We start from the raw sequence: 16540 nt of genomic DNA on the forward strand, positions 1-16540 counted from the left end.
CGTATCCGTCGACCCCGCTGTGCGGGGTGTCGAGCCGGGGGCCGTAGTCGCTCGCCATGGCTCCGATGAACACGCCTGTCCTGCTGCCGCGCAGCGAACCGGGATCGATCCCGGCGTCCTCCAACGTCTGCCACCCGATCTCCAGCAGCAACCGCTGCTGCGGATCCATCGCCAGTGCCTCACGCGGCGACACCCCGAAGAACCCCGCGTCGAAGTCGGCGATGTCATCGAGGAAACCGCCGTGCCGCACGTATGTCCGGCCGGATGTCGAGGGGTCCGGGTCGAACAGGTTGTCCAGGTCCCAGCCACGATCGCGGGGCAGCCCGGAGACGGCATCCCGGCCCGACCGCACCAGCTCCCACAGCTCGTCCGGCGACGACGCGCCACCGGGAAACCGGCAGCCCATCCCGACGATGACGATGGGATCGTCGGCGCCGCCGTCGCCGGTTGGCCGGATACTCACCGTGTCACCCGTGTCACCCGCGTCGCCGTACCCGGTGAGTTCGGCGTGCAGGTACGCCGCGAGCCGGTCCGGGGTGGGGTGGTCGAACACCAGGGACGCGGGCAGGACCAGACCCAGCTCGCCCGACAGCCCGGCGCACAGCTCGACCGCGGTGAGTGAGGTCAGCCCGAGGTCCTTGAACGACGCCGACGACGTCATGTCGGCCGCGTCGTAGCCCAGGACGGCCGCGAGGTGCGTGCGCACCGTGTCGAGCACGCCCTCGCGGTCGCGGACGGGTGCCGGCTCCGCGGCGGGCGCGGTCTCGCGCGTTTCACCGATCCAGTGCCGGCTGCGCTGGAAGGCGTAGGTAGGCAGCGCGGTCCTGCGGCCGCCGTTCAACAGCGGCGTCCAGTCCACTGCCGCCCCCGTGGCATGCAGGGTGCCGAGCGCCTTCAGCAGCGTATGGACTTCCGGCTGTTCGTCGCGCAGCGTGGACACCGCCGCGGGTGCCTGCTCGGCGAGCGTTTCGCGGGCCATGCCGGCGAGTACGGGGTCGGGACCGAGTTCAAGGTATCGGGACACGCCCGCGTCGTGCAGGGTACGGATGCCGTCGGCGAAGCGGACGGTGCCACGGATCTGGCGTGCCCAGTAGTCCGGGTCGCTCAGCTCGTCCGTGGTGGCGGTGCGCCCGGTGAGATTGGAGACAACGGGGATCCGAGGGGCGTGGAAGGCCAGCCCGCGGATGGCGTCGGCGAACTCATCGAGGATTCCGTCGAGGTGGTGGGAGTGGAACGCGTGACTGACGTTCAGGTGCTTGGTCTTCACTCCCCTGGCGCGGAAGGATTCCGCCATCGCGAGCACGGGGTCGCGGTCACCGGAGATGACAACCGAAGCGGGCCCGTTGACGGCGGCGACACCCACTCCGGAGCCGGGCAGCAGCGACCGTACGTCGCGCTCGTCGGCGTTGACGGCCACCATCGCCCCATCGGACGGGGCCGCCTGCATCAACCGTCCGCGTGCCGCGACGAGCGTGCAGGCGTCGGACAGCGACAGCACCCCCGCGACGTGCGCGGCGGTGACCTCACCGATCGAATGCCCGATGACATGGTCCGGACGTACTCCGAACGACTCCACCAGCCGGTACAACGCGGTTTCCAGTGCGAACAGCGCTGCCTGCGTGTACCGGGTCCGGCCGAGCAGGTCCGCGTCGGCCCACACGGTCTCTCGAAGGCCTCGGCCCAGGTGCGGATCCAGTTCCGCGCACACGGCGTCGAAGGACTCGGCGAACACCGGGAACTTCGTGTACAACTCCCGACCCATGGCGACGCGTTGCGCGCCCTGCCCGGTGAACAGGAAGGCAGTGCCGCCCTCGCAGACCGAACCGGACACGACGTTCGGCGCCGGCTGGTTCGCTGCCAGCGCGGCCAGCCCCTCGCCCAGCTCGGTCGCGTCGGCGCCGATCACCACGGCGCGGTGGGTGAGCGCGGCACGGGTGGTCGCCAGCGAGAACCCGATGTCGAGGGGGTCCGGGCCGCCCTGTGCGGCGACATGCCCGGCCAGCGACTCGGCCTGGGCACGCAGGGCCCGCGCGGTGCCGCCGGACACCAGCCACGCAAGGGTGCCCACGCCCGCGGCACGGTTCTCCTCGCCCGGGGACGGATCAGGAGCCTGCGCGACCACGAGATGGCAGTTCGTCCCGCCCATCCCGAACGACGACACGCCGGCCACGCGCGGCCCGTCGCCGGGCCACTCACGCAGCCCGGCAGCGACTTCGATGCCCATCTCGGTGAGCGGGACGTCGTCCGCCGGCGCGGCGAAGTTCAGACTCGCCGGGACCTGACCACGCTGGACGGACAGCGCCGCTTTGATGAAACCGACGACCCCCGCCGCTCCTTCCGCATGCCCTACGTTGGTCTTCGCCGACCCCACCACCAGCGGCCGGTCTCGGTCGGCGAAGACCGCGGTCAGCGCCGCCGACTCCACGCGGTCCCCCACCGGTGTGCCGGTTCCGTGCAGCTCCACGTATCCGACCTCGGTGGGGTCCGTTCCCGCCGCGGCGAGGGCGGCCCGCAGCACGTCCTCCTGCCCCGCCCGGCTCGGCGTGGTGAGCTGCTCGCCGCCACCGTCGTTGTTCACCGCGCCGCCGCGGATCACGCACACCACGTCGTGGCCGTGCGCGAGAGCGTCAGCCAGTGGCATGAGCACCACCAGGCCGGCGCCCTCGGCGCGCACGTAGCCGTTGGCGCGGGCGTCGAACGTGTAGCAACGGCCGTCCGGCGACAACGCGCCGAACTCACTCGCGGTCGCCGTCGAGTCCGGCGAGAGGATCAGGTTGACCCCACCCGCCAGCGCCCACGCGGACTCGCCTCGCCGCACGCTCTCGTACGCCTGGTGCACGGCGACCAGGGCGGAGGACTGCGCCGAGTCCACGACCACACTCGGGCCGGACAGTCCCAGGAAGAAGGAGATCCGATTCGCGAGGACACCACGCTGGAGCGAGGACAGGGTGAAGCTGTCGATCGCGCCCACACCCCGGTCGCGCACCAGACCGGCGTAATCGTCACCCATCGCCCCGAGGAAGACTCCCGCCCGGTTGCCCCGCACTGCCAACGGGTCGACTCCCGCGTGTTCGAGCGCTTCCCAGGCCAGTTCCAGCATCAGTCGCTGCCGGGGGTCCATCGCTGCGGCTTCGCGTGGTGACACTCCGAAGAAGCCGGCGTCGAAGTCCGCGACGCCGTCGATCAGCCCGGCTCGGGCCACCCGTGCGCCGACGTGTACGGTGCGGTCGGCAGGAACCTCACCGACGGCCTCCCGGCCGGCCGCGAGCAGGTCCCAGTACGCCTCGGGGGAACTCGCGCCCGGAAGACGGCACGACAGACCGACCACCGCGACGACGTCCTGACCACTCGCTTTCACGAAATTCTCTGTCATGACAGCGGAATCTCACTCTGCTCTCGGAGGGTGGGCTCAACCGGTGCCGCCGCTCGCAAACCTCTCGTCCAGGGCAATGCGACGAAGGTTGCAGGGGACACGATCCGACACGGTCACCGGGGTGGGACCTTCGCCCCGCAGCATTGCCTGCCGGGCCAAGCGATCGGCAGAGTCTGGTTCGAGGCCCAACCCGACGATCACCGTGTGGAGGCAGTTCATCCGTGTTGCGATTCCAGGTACTCGGCCGCCTGACCGTCACCAACGATCTGGGCGACTGCACGCCGACAGCGCCGATGGCACGGCGGGTGCTGGCGCAGCTGCTCCTGCGCGCGAACAACATCGTCATGCTCGACGCGATCATCGATGATCTGTGGGGTGACAAGCCACCGAAGAGTGCCGTCCCCACGGCGCAGACGTACATCTACCAACTGCGGCGTCAATTCGCACCGTGGGTGCCGGAGGGTACGGTCGAGCAAGTGCTCGCCACCTGTGGCACCGGCTACATGCTCCGGGTGAACCCGGAGCAGCTCGACCTGGAAGCGTTTCTCCGGCTGGCTAAGCAGGGACGCACCGCGCTCGCCGCCGGCGATCCGGCCGCGGCGGCGCGGTTGCTGCGGCAGGCGCTCGACCTGTGGTCAGGACCGGCGCTCGCCGATGTGACGGCCGGCCCGTCGATCGAGGCGCACGTCGTCCACCTCACGGAGCAGCGGGCGCACACCGTCGAACTACGCATCCAGGCGGACGCGATGCTGGGACGGCACCGGGAACTTGTCGGAGAGCTGAAGGCGATGCTGGTGGCCGATCCGCTCAACGAGTGGTATCACGCGCAGCTGATCAAGGCGTTGGCCTCCAGCGGCAGGCGGAACGAATCGCTGATCGCCTACCAGCACCTGCGCAGAACGCTGTCCGCCGATCTGGGCCTCGAACCCTCTGTGATGCTGCAGGAACTGCATCGGGAGGTGCTGGCCGGGCGTGACTCCTGGTCGGATTGGGGGCTCTCGGAGGAGCCCCGCGCGGAGCGGGTCACTCGGTAGTCACCGCTCCGCGGAAGGGTCACCGTGACGGCTCGAGGATCGCTGCGAGGCCATCCTCGGTCGCACCGGTGCAGTGTCACCTGTTGTGGAGGAGCCTGCCGCCGTCGACGACGATGGTGTGCCCGGTGATCCAGGATGCCTCGTCGGACAGCAGGAAGGCCACGGCCGCACCCACATCGGCGGGTTCGCCGAGTCGCCTCAGCGGGATGGAGCCGATCACCTGGTCCTCCCTGCCCTCGACGTTCGCCCTGGTGAAGTCGGTCAGTACCGTGCCGGAGGCGACGCCGTTCACCCGGACCGTGGGCGCGAGCTCGTTCGCCATCTGCCGGGTGAAGTGGTTCAGTGCCGCCTTCGCCGTGCCGTAGGACGTACCGTCGGGGACGGCGAGTTCGCCGGCGATCGAGGAGATGTTGACGATGGCGCCACCGTGCTTGCCGAGCCAGCCGTGCCAGGCCGCCTGGACCCAGGTCAGCGCGGACATCAAGTTGATCTCGACCGTGCGCCGGTACGCCGCCAGGTCGACGTCGACCAACCGACGGGCGGTCCGCTCCGTACCGCCGACATTGTTGACCAGCAGATCGAGCGATCCGAACCGGTCGACGGCGGTCGCCACCGCGTTCCGCTGGTGCTCGAGGTCGGTGGCCTCACCGGCGACCGCGACGGCCCGTTCCTCGCCGAGTTCGGCGGCCGCCTTGCGCAGCTTGTCCTCGTCGCGTGAAGTGATCACGACGTTCGCACCCCGCTCGACCAGAGCGGTGGCGATGCCGAAGCCGATACCGGTCCGACCGCCGGTCACCAGCGCGGTCTTGCCGTTCAAGGTTGCCACAGTCTGCCTGCCTTCCCTTCGGGGTGATCTGCACGTGCGGTTCTTGCACCTTGTCGGCCAGCGGGCATTTCCCTGGAAATTTTCACCCACCGCGGGCGATGAGCCCGATGGAAACGGCCTTGTTGACCGCTTCCAGCCGGGAACGAGCGTCCAACTTCGTGAAGATGGTGCCCAAATGGCGCTTCACTGTGCCTTCGGCGATCGTCAACCGCCGCGAGATCTGCCGATTACTCATCGCCTTGCTCACTAGCGTCAGGATTTCCAGCTCGCGCCTGGTGAGCGTCTCCGGGCAGTTCGCCGTCGAAGCGATGTGCGTCAGCGCCTCGACGGATACATGGAGCACGATGCGGATGTCGTCTGCGCACACCGCGCGAATACTGGACACCAGATCGGTCCGGTTTGCCGACTTGTTCAGATAACCCCGGACACCGCAGTCGAGCAATTGGCGTACCAGCGCCGGGTCGTCACGCATACTGACCACCAGGATCCTGACGTTCGGCGATATGGAGCGGATGGCCTGCACTGTTTCGGTCACCGACTCTTCAGGAATGTTGCCGTCGAGCAACACGACGTCGGGATTTTCGGTCTTGCAGCGCAGGATGCCGGCCGCGCCGTTGGAGGCGTCGCCGACCACGACCATGTCCGGTTCCAAGTCGAGCGCCTCGCACACTACCTCGCGCACCAGCGCATGGTCGTCGATCAGCACTATCCGCAACTGGCCGGCACGGTCAGGCCGCATACCGCGCCCCCGAGTGGGGCGACGATTTCCAAAAGGGTGCAGGAATCCCTTGGGAGCGATGCACGGAAAACCTTGCAGGCTTCATCGCGGGGTCCACGTCGATGAGCCATGCCGTTTGCCATTCCAATGCCCGCTTTACACTATTGATCGCCAAATCGGTAATTTGTTTTTCCGCTAAGGCCTTTGCCGCAGCAGCTACCATAACTCCCCCAATATGTTCGCTGGCGCACGACATACCGTAGCCTGGGCCTCCACTTCCTAACAACAATGTTTCGAGCTGTTTTAATGTTTCTTGGTGAAGGAGATCAGGGCGGCGAGCCCGGGAGTAGTCCTACGAGCTGTCCCGCAGCATCGGTTCGCGGCTGCCCGACAGGCGGGGCCACCGTGCGGCGCCCGAGGGGGGCGGTTCAGCGCGACGCTGGGGGCGCACAGGCAGCCTGTCCCGGTTTGACGTGCTGCGCCCGCGAGAGCCAGTACGTGCGCGGAGGAAGTCGGGACGCGGACAGCAGCAGCCGCGTCGCCGCGGCCGCTGCGACCGCCAGGGTCGGCCGACCCCGCCGGGGACTGTCAGGTGCCGGCCTTCGACGCCACCTACACCCTTTAGCTTTCCTTTACTTCGGGACCCGGACGACGGTCGTGTACGTGTGATTGGTCACCATCTCGAATTCCGAGTCCAGGAGTTTTTCCCGGATTACCGAGAGGTCGGCGACGGTCAGGTCGGTCTGGCTCAGGAGGAAGGGCTCCAGCATGCTGCTGTGCAGCCGGGCGAGCCGCGCGGTCGGCGCCCCGCCCTCCCCCGGCGCCCGGAAGTCGCGCACTGTGATGTCCCGATAGCCGGCGGCGGACAGTACATCCGGCGTGCGCAACGCCCATTCGAAATCCATACCGGTTTCTCCGGCGAGTTCATGCACGCCGTCGTGGTATTGCTGGAAGATGCGCGCCGTGTATTCGTCGACCGGGGATTTGATGATTCCCTCGCTTACACAACCGCAATACCAGTCGGTCAGCACCAGCGCACCGCCCGGCCGGAGGTGTGCCGCCAGCTTTGCCGCGACCGCCTCCTTATCGGCCACGTGCATCAACACCAGCCGGGCGTGAATGAGGTCGAATTCCGGTTCAGGCCAAGGGTCTTCGGTGAGGTCGTGGCGGAGCGCCTCGATACGCGGATGGCTGGGTATGTGCTGTGGTTTGAGGTCGCTGGCCACCACATGCCCGGATGTTCCCACTCTTGCGGCCAGCCAGCGGGCGACGGAGCCGTCTCCGGCGCCCACGTCCCAGCAACGCCAACCATGGCCGACGCCCACCTCCTGGCCCAGGGTGCGGAACGTCTCCCGGTTGAGGATCTCGGAGAGCAGGCCGAGCTGCTCGGGTGCCTCCGGCGCGCCGTTGTCGAAGCGTTGCTGGTGCTCTGTGCTGTACATGGTCATCTCCTTGGTGAGCCGTGCACGCCACCGCGCTCGCGGCTAGATCGAGGCGGGCAGCAGCTCGTTGACCAGTTCGACGAACTGCTTCGGCGTCGCGTCCTTGCCCGTCCTGTCGTCCTCGGGCAGATTGATGCCGAGCTCTCGCTCGACCAGGAGCGTCACCTCCACCATCGCGACGGAGTCGTAGCCCATATCGGCGAACGTCATGTCGGCGATATCTCCGTCCAGGTCGAGTCCTTCGTCCTCACCGGCTGCCTCGCGTATGCACCGCACCAGGTCCGCCTGGGTGAAAGTCGCCATGGTTGCCCCTTCGTCTCGTGACGTCGAAACCAACATTGCCGGGATCCTTCGACACCCAATCGAGTTCCGATCGACGGAGGCCGCCGGTATTCGGGCGCGGGTCTGTCGGTATGTGTTCCCTGCGGCAACGCCTCGCCTAGGTCTCGAACGAACCTCCGCCGGACATGACGACCATGACCGGATACGGGAAACCCGAGGCAATCCGATCCGTGGGAGGAAGACAATGAGCGACGGTCTCTACATAGCCGCCGCGAGTTCGTGGCTGCCCGAGCGCCTGACACTCGACGCGGCGGAACGAGCCGGGCTCGCCGATCGGGCGCGGGTCTGGAACACCGGCATCGAGTCGGTGTGCGTCTCGGCGGACAAGTCGGCGCCGGAGATGGCGGTGCTGGCGGCACGGGACGCGCTCGGGCGCGCCGAGGCCGGGCCGGAGGACCTGCATCTGCTGCTGCACGCCTGCGCGTACCACCAGGGTCACGACATGTGGCCGGCGGCGTCGTACGTCCAGCGCTTCTGCGGGGGTGGCTCCTGCCCGGCCGTCGAGGTGCGGCAGATGTCCAACGGTGGCATGGCTGCCCTGGAACTCGCGGCGGGCTACCTGCGGGCGCACGACCGGCCGACCGCCCTGGTCACCACGGCGGACCGGTTCTGCCTGCCCGGCTTCGACCGGTGGCACAGCGACCCGAGCACCATCTGCGGCGACGGCGGCACCGCCGTGGTGGTGTCCACCCGCACCGGATTCGCCGAGCTGCGCGGACTGGCCACGGTGTCCGATTCTGGGCTGGAGCACGGCAGCCGGAGCGAGCGGTTCAGCGGTGCTCCGATGGCCGCGGAAGCGCCGATCGACCTGAACAGCGACACCCTGGTGCGAGAGCTCGGAGTGGAGGCCCTGCTCAACCGCATCGAAGCGGGTCAACGGGAGGCGTTCGACCGGGCTTGCGCCCAGGCGGACGTCAAACTCAGCGGCATCGACTGGTATGTGCTGCCGAACCTGGGCCGGACCCGGATGCGGGCGCAGTACTTCGACCCGTTCGGCATCGATCCGCAGCGCTCGACCTGGTCCTGGGGCCGGCGGGTCGGACATCTCGGCGCGGGCGACCAGTTCGCCGGGCTGGCCCATCTGGTCTCCGAGGGCGCCCTGGAGCCGGGGCAGACGTGTCTGCTGGCCGGCGTCGGTGCCGGCTTCACCTGGACGGCCGGCGTCCTGGAGATCATCGCCAAGCCGTGAACCAGACGGTGCCGAGCCGAGGCGTCCGCGTCACCACCGGGCGCCTCGTCCGGGCCGACGCCGTACGTGGCGGCCGCCGCGCCGTGCGTGGCAGCCGTCTTGGACGGCTGCCACCGGCGTCCCGTCACGCCGCCGTCAACACCATCGCGGAGTTGATGCCGTCGCTTCGGGCCAGCACCAGCGCGGTGGACACAGCCGCTTCCCTCGGCCGGCCGAGTACCAGGTCGAGTTGGTCGGACCGGACGGGGTCGGTCACATTGATCGTGGGCGGTATGACGCCGTGCCGCATGCTCAGCGACGCCGTGGCCACGTCGAGCGCCGGGCCACCGGAGTACAGCCGGCCGGTCATCGTCTTGGGCGCGGTCACCGGAACAGCCCGTGGACCGAACACGCCGGTGACGGCGGCGGCTTCAGCGCGGTCGAGTTCGCCGACCCCGGCCGCGTCCGCGAACACGACGTCGACCTCGGCCGGCGTCACACCGGCGTCCGACAGCGCGGACTCGATCGCCCGGCGCAGTCCGGGCTCCCGTGCCGAACCGGGCCGCGGGTCGAAGGTGGTGGCGTACCCGGCGATTTCGCTGTACGGCTGAGCACCTCGCTCGCGCGCGTGTCCGGCCTCCTCGACGAGCATCATGGCGCCGCCTTCTCCCGGCACGTAGCCGGACGCGGCGGTGTCGAACGGCAGGTAGGCCTGTGTCCGGTCGGTCACCGTGCTCATCCGGCCGGTGGTCAGCTCGATCACCCACCCGAGCGGACACATCGCGCTTTCCACCGCACCGCACATCACCACCGGCATGCCCTCGCCCACGTACCGGCGGGCCTGAGCGATGGCGTCCAGGCCGCTGGTGTTCCCGGTCAGGACGCCGCCGGGGCCATGCCACCCGTGCCGGATGGAGATCTGCCCCGTGTTCACCGCGTAGAACCAGGAGAACGAGAGGTAGGCGCTCACATGATCGCTGCCGCGGCTCCAGAGCTTCTCCAGCTCGCGCTGGCTGTACTCGAGCCCGCCGGCGGAGAGACCGGTGACGATACCGACCTGATCGTCGGGGAGGGCGGTCAGGTCGAGGGCGGAGTCCCGGACCGCGGAGTCCGTCGCGATCAGTACCAGCCGGGTGGTCTGGTCGGTCTGCGGCACCAGACGGCCGGAGATGTACGCGCGCACGTCGTAGTCGGGGACCTCGCCCGCCAGTTCGGCCGGGTACTGCGCCGGATCGAACCGGGTGACCCGGTCTATGCCGCCACGCCCGTGGAGGACGGCATCCCAGTACTCGTCGGCGTCGAACCCGTTCGGCGCGACCACCCCGAGACCGGTGATCACCGCGCGAGGGGGCGCCGGCGTCCTGCCGCTGTCAGTCCCCGCGACTGTCCTACTCATCGGATCCCCCTTTGGTCAGCACCATGGCGCTCTGGAAACCACCGAACCCGCTGCCGACCTTGAGCACCGTCCGCAGATCCGCGGGCCGCGCCGTCAGCGGTACGTAATCGAGGCCGAGCTCCGGGTCGGGCTCGTGCAGGTTGGCCGTCGGCGGAATCAGTCCGGCTTCGATGGCCAGCGCGCATGCCGCGATCTCGATCGAACCGATCGCGCCCAGCGAGTGGCCGATCATGGACTTGATCGAACTGACCGGCGTCCGGTAGGCGTGGTCGCCGAGACTGCGCTTGAACGCGTCGGTCTCGTGTCTGTCGTTCTGCTTCGTACCGGAGCCGTGCGCGTTCACATAGTCGACCTGTTCGGGCACGCGCCCGGCCATCCGCAGCGCCACCTCGATGGCCGTGGCCAGTTCGGGGCCCTCGGCCCTGAGTCCGGTCATGTGGTACGCGTTGGCACGCACGCCCCATCCCCCGATCTCGGCGTAGATGTGCGCGCCACGTTCCCTGGCGTGGTTCAGCTCCTCCAGTACCAGCATCGCACTGCCTTCGGCGAGTACGAAGCCGTTCCGGGTGAGGTCGAAGGGACGGGACGCGGTGTCCGGTTCGTCGTTACGGGGCGTCGTCGCCTTGATCGCGTCGAAGCAAGCGACGCAGATCGGTGAGATGGACGCGTCCGAGCCACCGGCCAGCATCATGTCGGCGGCGCCCTCGCGAATCAGCTGCGCCGCGTGGGACACCGACTCGATGCCCGCGGTGCATCCCGTGGAGACCAGGGACACGGGGCCTTCCGCCCCGGCAGTCCAGGCCACGTCCGCGGCGATCGATGTCGGGACGAGATAGTTGTACATGTGCGGCACCGCGTACTCGTGGTCGAGAAGCCACTTGCGGCCGCCGTCGGACAGTACGTTGTACTCCCGGTCGAGGCTCATCGTGCCGCCGATGGCGCTTCCGACGCTGACTCCGCATCGATGCGGGTCGGCCTCGGCCAGGTCGAGGCCGGCGTCCGCGACCGCCTCCCTGGTCGCGGCGACGGCGAGCTGCGCGCTCCGGTCCATGCGCCGGATCTCCTGGGCGGAGAAGCCCTCCGCCACCGGGTCGAAGTCGCACTCGCCCGCGATCCGGGAGCGGAACCCGGACGCGTCGAACAGTGAGATGGTGCGTATGGCCGAGGTGCCGGACGAGATCAGTTTCCAAAATTCCTTGGCGTTTCCGCCGCCCGGGGCACGTACGCCGACCCCCGTGATGGCGATCCGGCGGTTCATCGTGCCCTCACCGTTCGCGCACTGACTGCAGCATTCGGCATATGAGCCTCTTTCCCGATAACGATCCATGGCGAGTGAACGGAATGTGCGATGCCGGGGTCAGGCATCAAAGGTGACGGGCAGCGCTTCGAGTCCGCGGATGGTGAGACTCCGCTGCCATCGCAACTGCCCCGGCGGTACGGCCAGCGCGAGGCCCGGCAGCCGGCGCAGCAGCCCGTCGAACGCGATCCGGCCCTCCAGCCGGGCCAGCGGGGCGCCGAGGCAGAAGTGCGCACCACGACCGAAGGCCACATGCGCGTTGTCCCCGCGGGCGACGTCGAAGTCGTCCGGTGCCGGAAACCTCGCCCCGTCCCGGTTGGCCGATGCCAGTGACAGCAGCACCGGGTGGCCCTTCTCGATGTGCGTACCCGCTATCTCGATGGGTTCGAGCGGGAACCGCCACGTCGCCGTCTCGAACGACCCGTCGTACCGCAGCATCTCCTCCAGCGCCGAGTCCAGCAGTTCCGGTCGATCGCGCAGCAGGGCGAGTTCGTCGGGGTGGCGGAGCAGGGCCAGGGTGCCGTTCCCGATCAGATTGACCGTTGTCTCGAAGCCTCCGACCAACAGCAGGGACAGCATGGACAGCAACTCGGTCTCGTTCAGCCGGTCGTCGTCGTCCCGGGCCGCGATCAACGCGTCGACCAGTCCGTCGGCCGGCTCGCGCCGGCGCTTCGCGACCAGATCGGTCAGGTACTCGAGGAGGTCGCGCAGTCCGATCGGCCGCGCGTCACCGCGGTCGGCCTGGGCCGAGTCGGTGTTCGTCCACCGCCGGAAGTCCTTCGTCCACTGGCGGAACACGTCCTGGTCCGCCTTGGGTACTCCCAGCAGCTCACAAATCACCGTGATCGCCAACGGGAACGCGAACTCGCTGATCAGGTCGGCCCTCCCCCGCGGCACGAGCGTGTCGAGAAGCCCGTCCGTGATGTCCCGCACCTGGTCGCGCAGACCCTCGACACGGCGGGCGGTGAAGGCGGTCGAGACCAGCCGGCGCAGCCGCGTGTGTTCAGGCGGGTCGGTGGTCAGCAGGTGCGTCCCGAGCCCGGTCCGGTCCTCCAGCGGCCGCCCCTTGCCCGCCTCCTGCCAGTCGGGCGGTGCGTTGCGCGGGTCCTTGCTCATCCTGGGATCCGTCAGCAACTTGCGCACGTCCTCGTACCGGGTCACCAGCAGTCCGTAGAGGCCCTTGCCTTCCACGACCTTCCGGACCGGTTCTTCCGCACGCATCCACGCGTACTCGGAATAGGGATCAGCGCCGAAATCCATCCTCCGCCTCCTCTGCCTCGGTGTTCGGTTCGTGACCGGCCTCGCGTCCCTCTCGGACCTGATCCGTTCCGGCCCGGCCTTCACCATCGCGCTGGGAACGTCCGCGAACAGGGCGCGGTGAGCGCGCGCTTGCTCGAGGTCGGTGGTCAAGGGATCACTCTGCGCCGATGCTCGCGGGAGCGGTTCGAGGCGAGTTCGTGTGTGCTTCGACCCAAAGGAGTGGGGCGTGCGGAGGCGGCCCGGTCATCGCCCCGCGCCAGAGCAGCATGCGGTCGACACCGACCGCGCCGGTGTCGACCGCATGCCACGGGTTTGATCCGGGTCACGCCCCCTGTCGGCACAGGATCTGGTCGAGCACGTCCCGCAGGTGCGGTGTGCTGGTCGCCACGTCGTGTTGCGTGGTGACCGTACGCCAGCCGACGAACCCGTCGGGGCGGACGAGCACAGCGCCGTCCTCCTTGATGCCGGCGGCACCGGCCCACCCGTCGACCGCGTGTGCCGTGATGCCCAGGCTCCGTGCCGCGTCCAGCCAGTGGTCGGCCGCGGTCCCGGTGATCAGCGTGAAGCCGTCGACGAGGTCGACCGTGGAGCGTCCGTCCGGGAGCCACCGGTGCGGCAGGCGGCTGCCCGGTGCGCCGTCCAGTACGAGGTTCTCCATGTCGGAGAGCGGTTCCGGGTCGATCACCGCACGGGAGTCGTACCGGTAACCGATCACGGGGATCATGATGCCGGCCATGCCGACGGCCGCCCGGTCGGCGGCCCGGCTCGGATCATTGTCCCAGTGCAGGTCACGGTTGTGGGCGCGGAGCACGGTCTGTTCCATGGTGAACAGCGCCACAGGCCGGCGCTCGTCCTCGTAGGTGTCGAGCAGTGCGTCACCGCCCGCAGCCAGCTTCCACGCCAGGTTGTGGCCGTCGGCGATACCGCCGTTGAGTCCGAGACCGCCGACCGGCGGCACCACATGTGCCGCGTCACCGACGAGGAAGACGTTGCCCTGCCTGAAGCGGTCGGCCACCCGCGCCGTCGACGACCAGGGCAACAGGCTGATGATCTCCGGCTCGACGTCGGTGACGCCGGTGGCGTCCCTGATGTGCTGCTGGATCCGCTCGGTGGGGGTGTCCGGGTCGCCGTTCGGGATGTGGAAGACCCAGCGGCCGGTGTCGTCGACCTTCAGAAGGATCCCGGACGCCCGCTCGTTGCGCAGGAACGTCATGGACAACGGCGGGGTCGGCAGTTCCGCGCGGAACAGCACGTTGAGCATGTGCGAGGTGCTCAGTGGTCCCGGGCCGGTCTGGCCGATGCCGAGCAGTTCCCGCATCCTGCTGCGGACTCCGTCGGCGGCGATCACATAGTCACCCGTGACGGTCCTGCCGTCCGCCGTGGTGACGCTGCCGTCCGCCACCGCGACCACCTCGCTGTCGAAGTCCACCTGGCCGCCGAGTTCCCGCAGCCGCGCCAGCGCGGCCCGGTCGACCCGGTCCTGCGGGCAGCTTCCCAGCTTCGCCGGGCCGATCTCCGGTGGTTCGAACTTGGCCGTGACAGTGGTCAGGTCAGCCAGGCTCGTTCCCGTCATCAGGCCCCTGGCGAGATGGGCCGTCTCGATGTGGATGCCGGCCTCCCGCAGGATCTCCGCCGACCGATCGGTGATCCCGAAGGCGCGCGGATGGTCGTTGACCTGTGCCCGGCGCTCCAGCACATGGACCGAAACACCCTGACGGGCGAGGAAGACTGCGGTGCACAACCCAACCGTGCCGCCTCCGACGATCACAACTCGCATGTTTGTCCCTCCGAAAATGAAAACAGCTGTTTCCTCACGGGTACGTCGCACCCATCGAGGTTCTGAAGGTGCTCCCGACTCTGAAGGTGTCCCCGCGCTCACCCGCGCGCCCTCGGACAGGAGACGGCGCGTACGGATCTACAGTCCGGCGCGGGCGAAGCGGCGCGCCGACAGCGGCACGAAGATCAACAACAGCAGGCCGGCCCACAGCAGACTCGCGGCCACAGGGTGGGTCAGCGGCCATCCGGCGTCCGGCCCGGGAGCACCGGGGTTGCCGAACAGCTTGCGCGTGGCCGTCGCCATGGAACTGAGCGGGTTCCACTCGCAGATCGTCCGCAGCCAGACCGGCATCCGGTCGGTGGGCACGAGGGCGTTGGACACCATGGTGAGGGGCAGTGTCAGCGGTGTCAGGCCGGCCGCGGTCCGTGCCGAACGCACCACCAGTCCCAGGTATGCGCCGACCCATGCAAGCGTGTAGCGGAACAGCAGGAGCAGGCCGATGCCGAAGAGTGTCGGCAGGACGCCGTTGTGCGGCCGCCAGCCGACGGCGAGACCGCACACCATGAGGACCGCCAGTCCATAGGCCCCGAGGATCCCCTCCGCGCCGCTCTGGCCGAGCGGCACGGACACCCGATGGGTCGGCAGCGAACGCAGGCGCTCCATCACCCCGCGCGCTTGGTCCGTCGCCACCTCCACCATGGTCGTGGTCAGGGCGGTCCCGGTCGTCATCGCGAACAGGCCGGGCATCATGAACGCGCGGTAGTCGGAGGTGCCCGGTACACGGATCGCGGTGCCGAAGACGAAGCCGAACAGCACCACGAACGCGCTCGGCATCATCAGCATGGTGAGCAGAGTGCCGGGCTTGTGGCGCAGCCGGAACAGCCTTCGCTGGGTCAGCGTCCAGCCGTCGGCCAGGAGGTTCACCACACCGCCCCCGGCGTCTCGACCGGTTCAGCCGGTTTGATGTTCCTGCCGGTCAGAGTCAGGAAAACGTCATCCAGGCCGGGCTCGCGGATCCCGACGTTGCGTATCACCGCGCCGGACGCGTCCAGTTCGCTCACGATCAGCGGCAGGGTGGGCATCCGCTCCACCGCGGAGACGACGATGCGCGAACCGTCCGTCTCCGGGCACCGGCCGGTGAGCCTCTCCAGTCTCGCCATGGCACTCGGCAGATGGTCCATCGACTCCACCACGACGTCGACATGACGGCCGAGCTGGGCCTTGAGCTGGGCCGGGCTGCCTTCGGCGATCAGCTGGCCTTGGTCGATCACACCGACCGCCGAGGCAAGCCGCTCAACCTCCTCCAGATACTGGGTGGCGAGCAGGACCGTGGTGCCGTCGTCCACAAGTTGGCGGACGCTTTCCCAGATCTCGACACGGCTGTGGGCGTCGAGCCCCGTGGTCGGCTCGTCGAGTAACAGCACGGCGGGAGCCCGCAACAGACCGGCGATCAGGTGGATGCGGCGGCGCATGCCATGGGAGTAGGTGCCGACCAGCCGATTACCGGCGTGGGCGATACCGAACCGTTCCAGCAGCTCGTCGGCGCGCCGGCGGGCGCCGCGCGCGCCGAGTCGCGAGAGGCGGCCGAAGATCAGCAGGTTTTCACGGCCGGTCAGTTCGTCGTCGAGCGAGGCGTCCTGGCCGGCCAGGCCGATCACCTGCCGCACGTCCGCCGGATCGCGGGCCACATCGAATCCGGCGACGACGGCCCGCCCGCTGCTGGGCCGGGTCAGGGTGGCCAGGATCCGCATGATGGTGCTCTTGCCCGCGCCCTTCGGGCCGAGCAGGCCATAGACGGTGTGTGACGGCACCACCAGGTCCAAGCCGTCCAGCGCGACGACGTCCCCGAACTGTTTCCTCACATCTTCGGTGTACATGATCGCGTCTTCCATGCATCAACCCCTGAC

Annotated in this window: 13 protein-coding genes; 2 read left to right on the top strand and 11 right to left on the bottom strand. The window is 68.8% G+C overall.

All coding sequences use genetic code 11. The features are described from left to right. Nucleotides 1–3373 (bottom strand): type I polyketide synthase (locus AQJ66_RS29740; protein WP_159052668.1); only part of this gene is annotated, 3373 nt, incomplete at its 3' end. 221 nt (nucleotides 3374–3594) lie between these two features. Between AQJ66_RS29740 and AQJ66_RS29750 the strand changes: the two genes are divergently transcribed. Then, complete coding sequence (locus AQJ66_RS29750; protein WP_061928190.1) at nucleotides 3595–4407, top strand: AfsR/SARP family transcriptional regulator; 813 nt, start codon at nucleotides 3595–3597, stop codon at nucleotides 4405–4407. Nucleotides 4408–4483: 76 nt separating this feature from the next. Here AQJ66_RS29750 and AQJ66_RS29755 read toward each other — a convergent pair whose 3' ends face one another. The 4 genes from AQJ66_RS29755 to AQJ66_RS29770 all read right to left on the bottom strand — a co-directional run bounded on the left by AQJ66_RS29755 (nucleotide 4484) and on the right by AQJ66_RS29770 (nucleotide 7696). After that, complete coding sequence (locus AQJ66_RS29755) at nucleotides 4484–5233, bottom strand: SDR family oxidoreductase (protein WP_061928191.1); 750 nt, start codon at nucleotides 5231–5233, stop codon at nucleotides 4484–4486. Between the two features lie 82 nt (nucleotides 5234–5315). Further along, complete coding sequence (locus tag AQJ66_RS29760) at nucleotides 5316–5939, bottom strand: response regulator (protein WP_244162982.1); 624 nt, start codon at nucleotides 5937–5939, stop codon at nucleotides 5316–5318. A 644-nt stretch (nucleotides 5940–6583) separates the two neighbouring features. Next, entirely contained in the window at nucleotides 6584–7393 is an 810-nt protein-coding gene (locus tag AQJ66_RS29765) for a class I SAM-dependent methyltransferase (protein WP_061928341.1), read from the bottom strand. 42 nt (nucleotides 7394–7435) lie between these two features. Further along, a complete protein-coding gene (locus AQJ66_RS29770) occupies nucleotides 7436–7696 on the bottom strand; it encodes an acyl carrier protein (RefSeq protein WP_061928193.1) in 261 nt (86 codons plus the stop codon). Between the two features lie 223 nt (nucleotides 7697–7919). Between AQJ66_RS29770 and AQJ66_RS29775 the strand changes: the two genes are divergently transcribed. Beyond that, nucleotides 7920–8924 carry a ketoacyl-ACP synthase III family protein gene (locus tag AQJ66_RS29775; RefSeq protein ID WP_061928194.1) on the top strand — a complete coding sequence of 335 codons (1005 nt, stop codon included), beginning with the start codon at nucleotides 7920–7922 and terminating at the stop codon, nucleotides 8922–8924. Nucleotides 8925–9048: 124 nt separating this feature from the next. On the opposite strand, the gene AQJ66_RS29780 is transcribed toward AQJ66_RS29775, so the two are convergent. From AQJ66_RS29780 to AQJ66_RS29805, 6 genes are all read right to left on the bottom strand, one after another. After that, on the bottom strand, nucleotides 9049–10299 hold the full coding sequence (locus tag AQJ66_RS29780) for a ketosynthase chain-length factor (protein ID WP_061928195.1): 1251 nt from the start codon (nucleotides 10297–10299) through the stop codon (nucleotides 9049–9051). Further along, a complete protein-coding gene (locus AQJ66_RS29785; RefSeq protein ID WP_061928196.1) occupies nucleotides 10292–11557 on the bottom strand; it encodes a beta-ketoacyl-[acyl-carrier-protein] synthase family protein in 1266 nt (421 codons plus the stop codon). The genes AQJ66_RS29780 and AQJ66_RS29785 overlap by 8 nt, the downstream gene beginning before the upstream one ends. Nucleotides 11558–11656: 99 nt before the next feature. Continuing rightward, entirely contained in the window at nucleotides 11657–12856 is a 1200-nt protein-coding gene (locus AQJ66_RS29790; RefSeq protein ID WP_061928197.1) for a cytochrome P450 family protein, read from the bottom strand. A gap of 322 nt (nucleotides 12857–13178) precedes the next feature. Next, nucleotides 13179–14684, bottom strand: a complete 1506-nt coding sequence (locus AQJ66_RS29795; protein WP_159052669.1) for an FAD-dependent oxidoreductase — start codon at nucleotides 14682–14684, stop codon at nucleotides 13179–13181. 87 nt (nucleotides 14685–14771) lie between these two features. Next, nucleotides 14772–15557: an ABC transporter permease gene (locus tag AQJ66_RS29800; RefSeq protein ID WP_061928343.1), complete on the bottom strand. Its 786-nt coding sequence runs from the start codon at nucleotides 15555–15557 to the stop codon at nucleotides 14772–14774. After that, the gene (locus AQJ66_RS29805; protein WP_061928199.1) at nucleotides 15554–16525 is read right to left on the bottom strand and encodes an ATP-binding cassette domain-containing protein; all 972 of its coding nucleotides are present in this window, start codon (nucleotides 16523–16525) and stop codon (nucleotides 15554–15556) included. Before AQJ66_RS29805 ends, AQJ66_RS29800 begins: the two co-directional genes overlap by 4 nt. Nucleotides 16526–16540 lie beyond the last annotated feature (15 nt).

The organism is Streptomyces bungoensis, assembly GCF_001514215.1.
Taxonomy (GTDB): domain Bacteria; phylum Actinomycetota; class Actinomycetes; order Streptomycetales; family Streptomycetaceae; genus Streptomyces; species Streptomyces bungoensis.

Excerpts from the sequence above, each read along its gene's own strand:
- AQJ66_RS29790 (WP_061928197.1), bottom strand. The coding sequence starts at position 12,856 with ATGGATTTCGGCGCTGATCCCTATTCCGAGTACGCGTGGATGCGTGCG.
- AQJ66_RS29805 (WP_061928199.1), bottom strand. The coding sequence starts at position 16,525 with ATGGAAGACGCGATCATGTACACCGAAGATGTGAGGAAACAGTTCGGG.
- AQJ66_RS29770 (WP_061928193.1), bottom strand. The coding sequence starts at position 7,696 with ATGGCGACTTTCACCCAGGCGGACCTGGTGCGGTGCATACGCGAGGCA.
- AQJ66_RS29780 (WP_061928195.1), bottom strand. The coding sequence starts at position 10,299 with ATGAGTAGGACAGTCGCGGGGACTGACAGCGGCAGGACGCCGGCGCCC.
- AQJ66_RS29765 (WP_061928341.1), bottom strand. The coding sequence starts at position 7,393 with ATGTACAGCACAGAGCACCAGCAACGCTTCGACAACGGCGCGCCGGAG.
- AQJ66_RS29775 (WP_061928194.1), top strand. The coding sequence starts at position 7,920 with ATGAGCGACGGTCTCTACATAGCCGCCGCGAGTTCGTGGCTGCCCGAG.
- AQJ66_RS29785 (WP_061928196.1), bottom strand. The coding sequence starts at position 11,557 with ATGAACCGCCGGATCGCCATCACGGGGGTCGGCGTACGTGCCCCGGGC.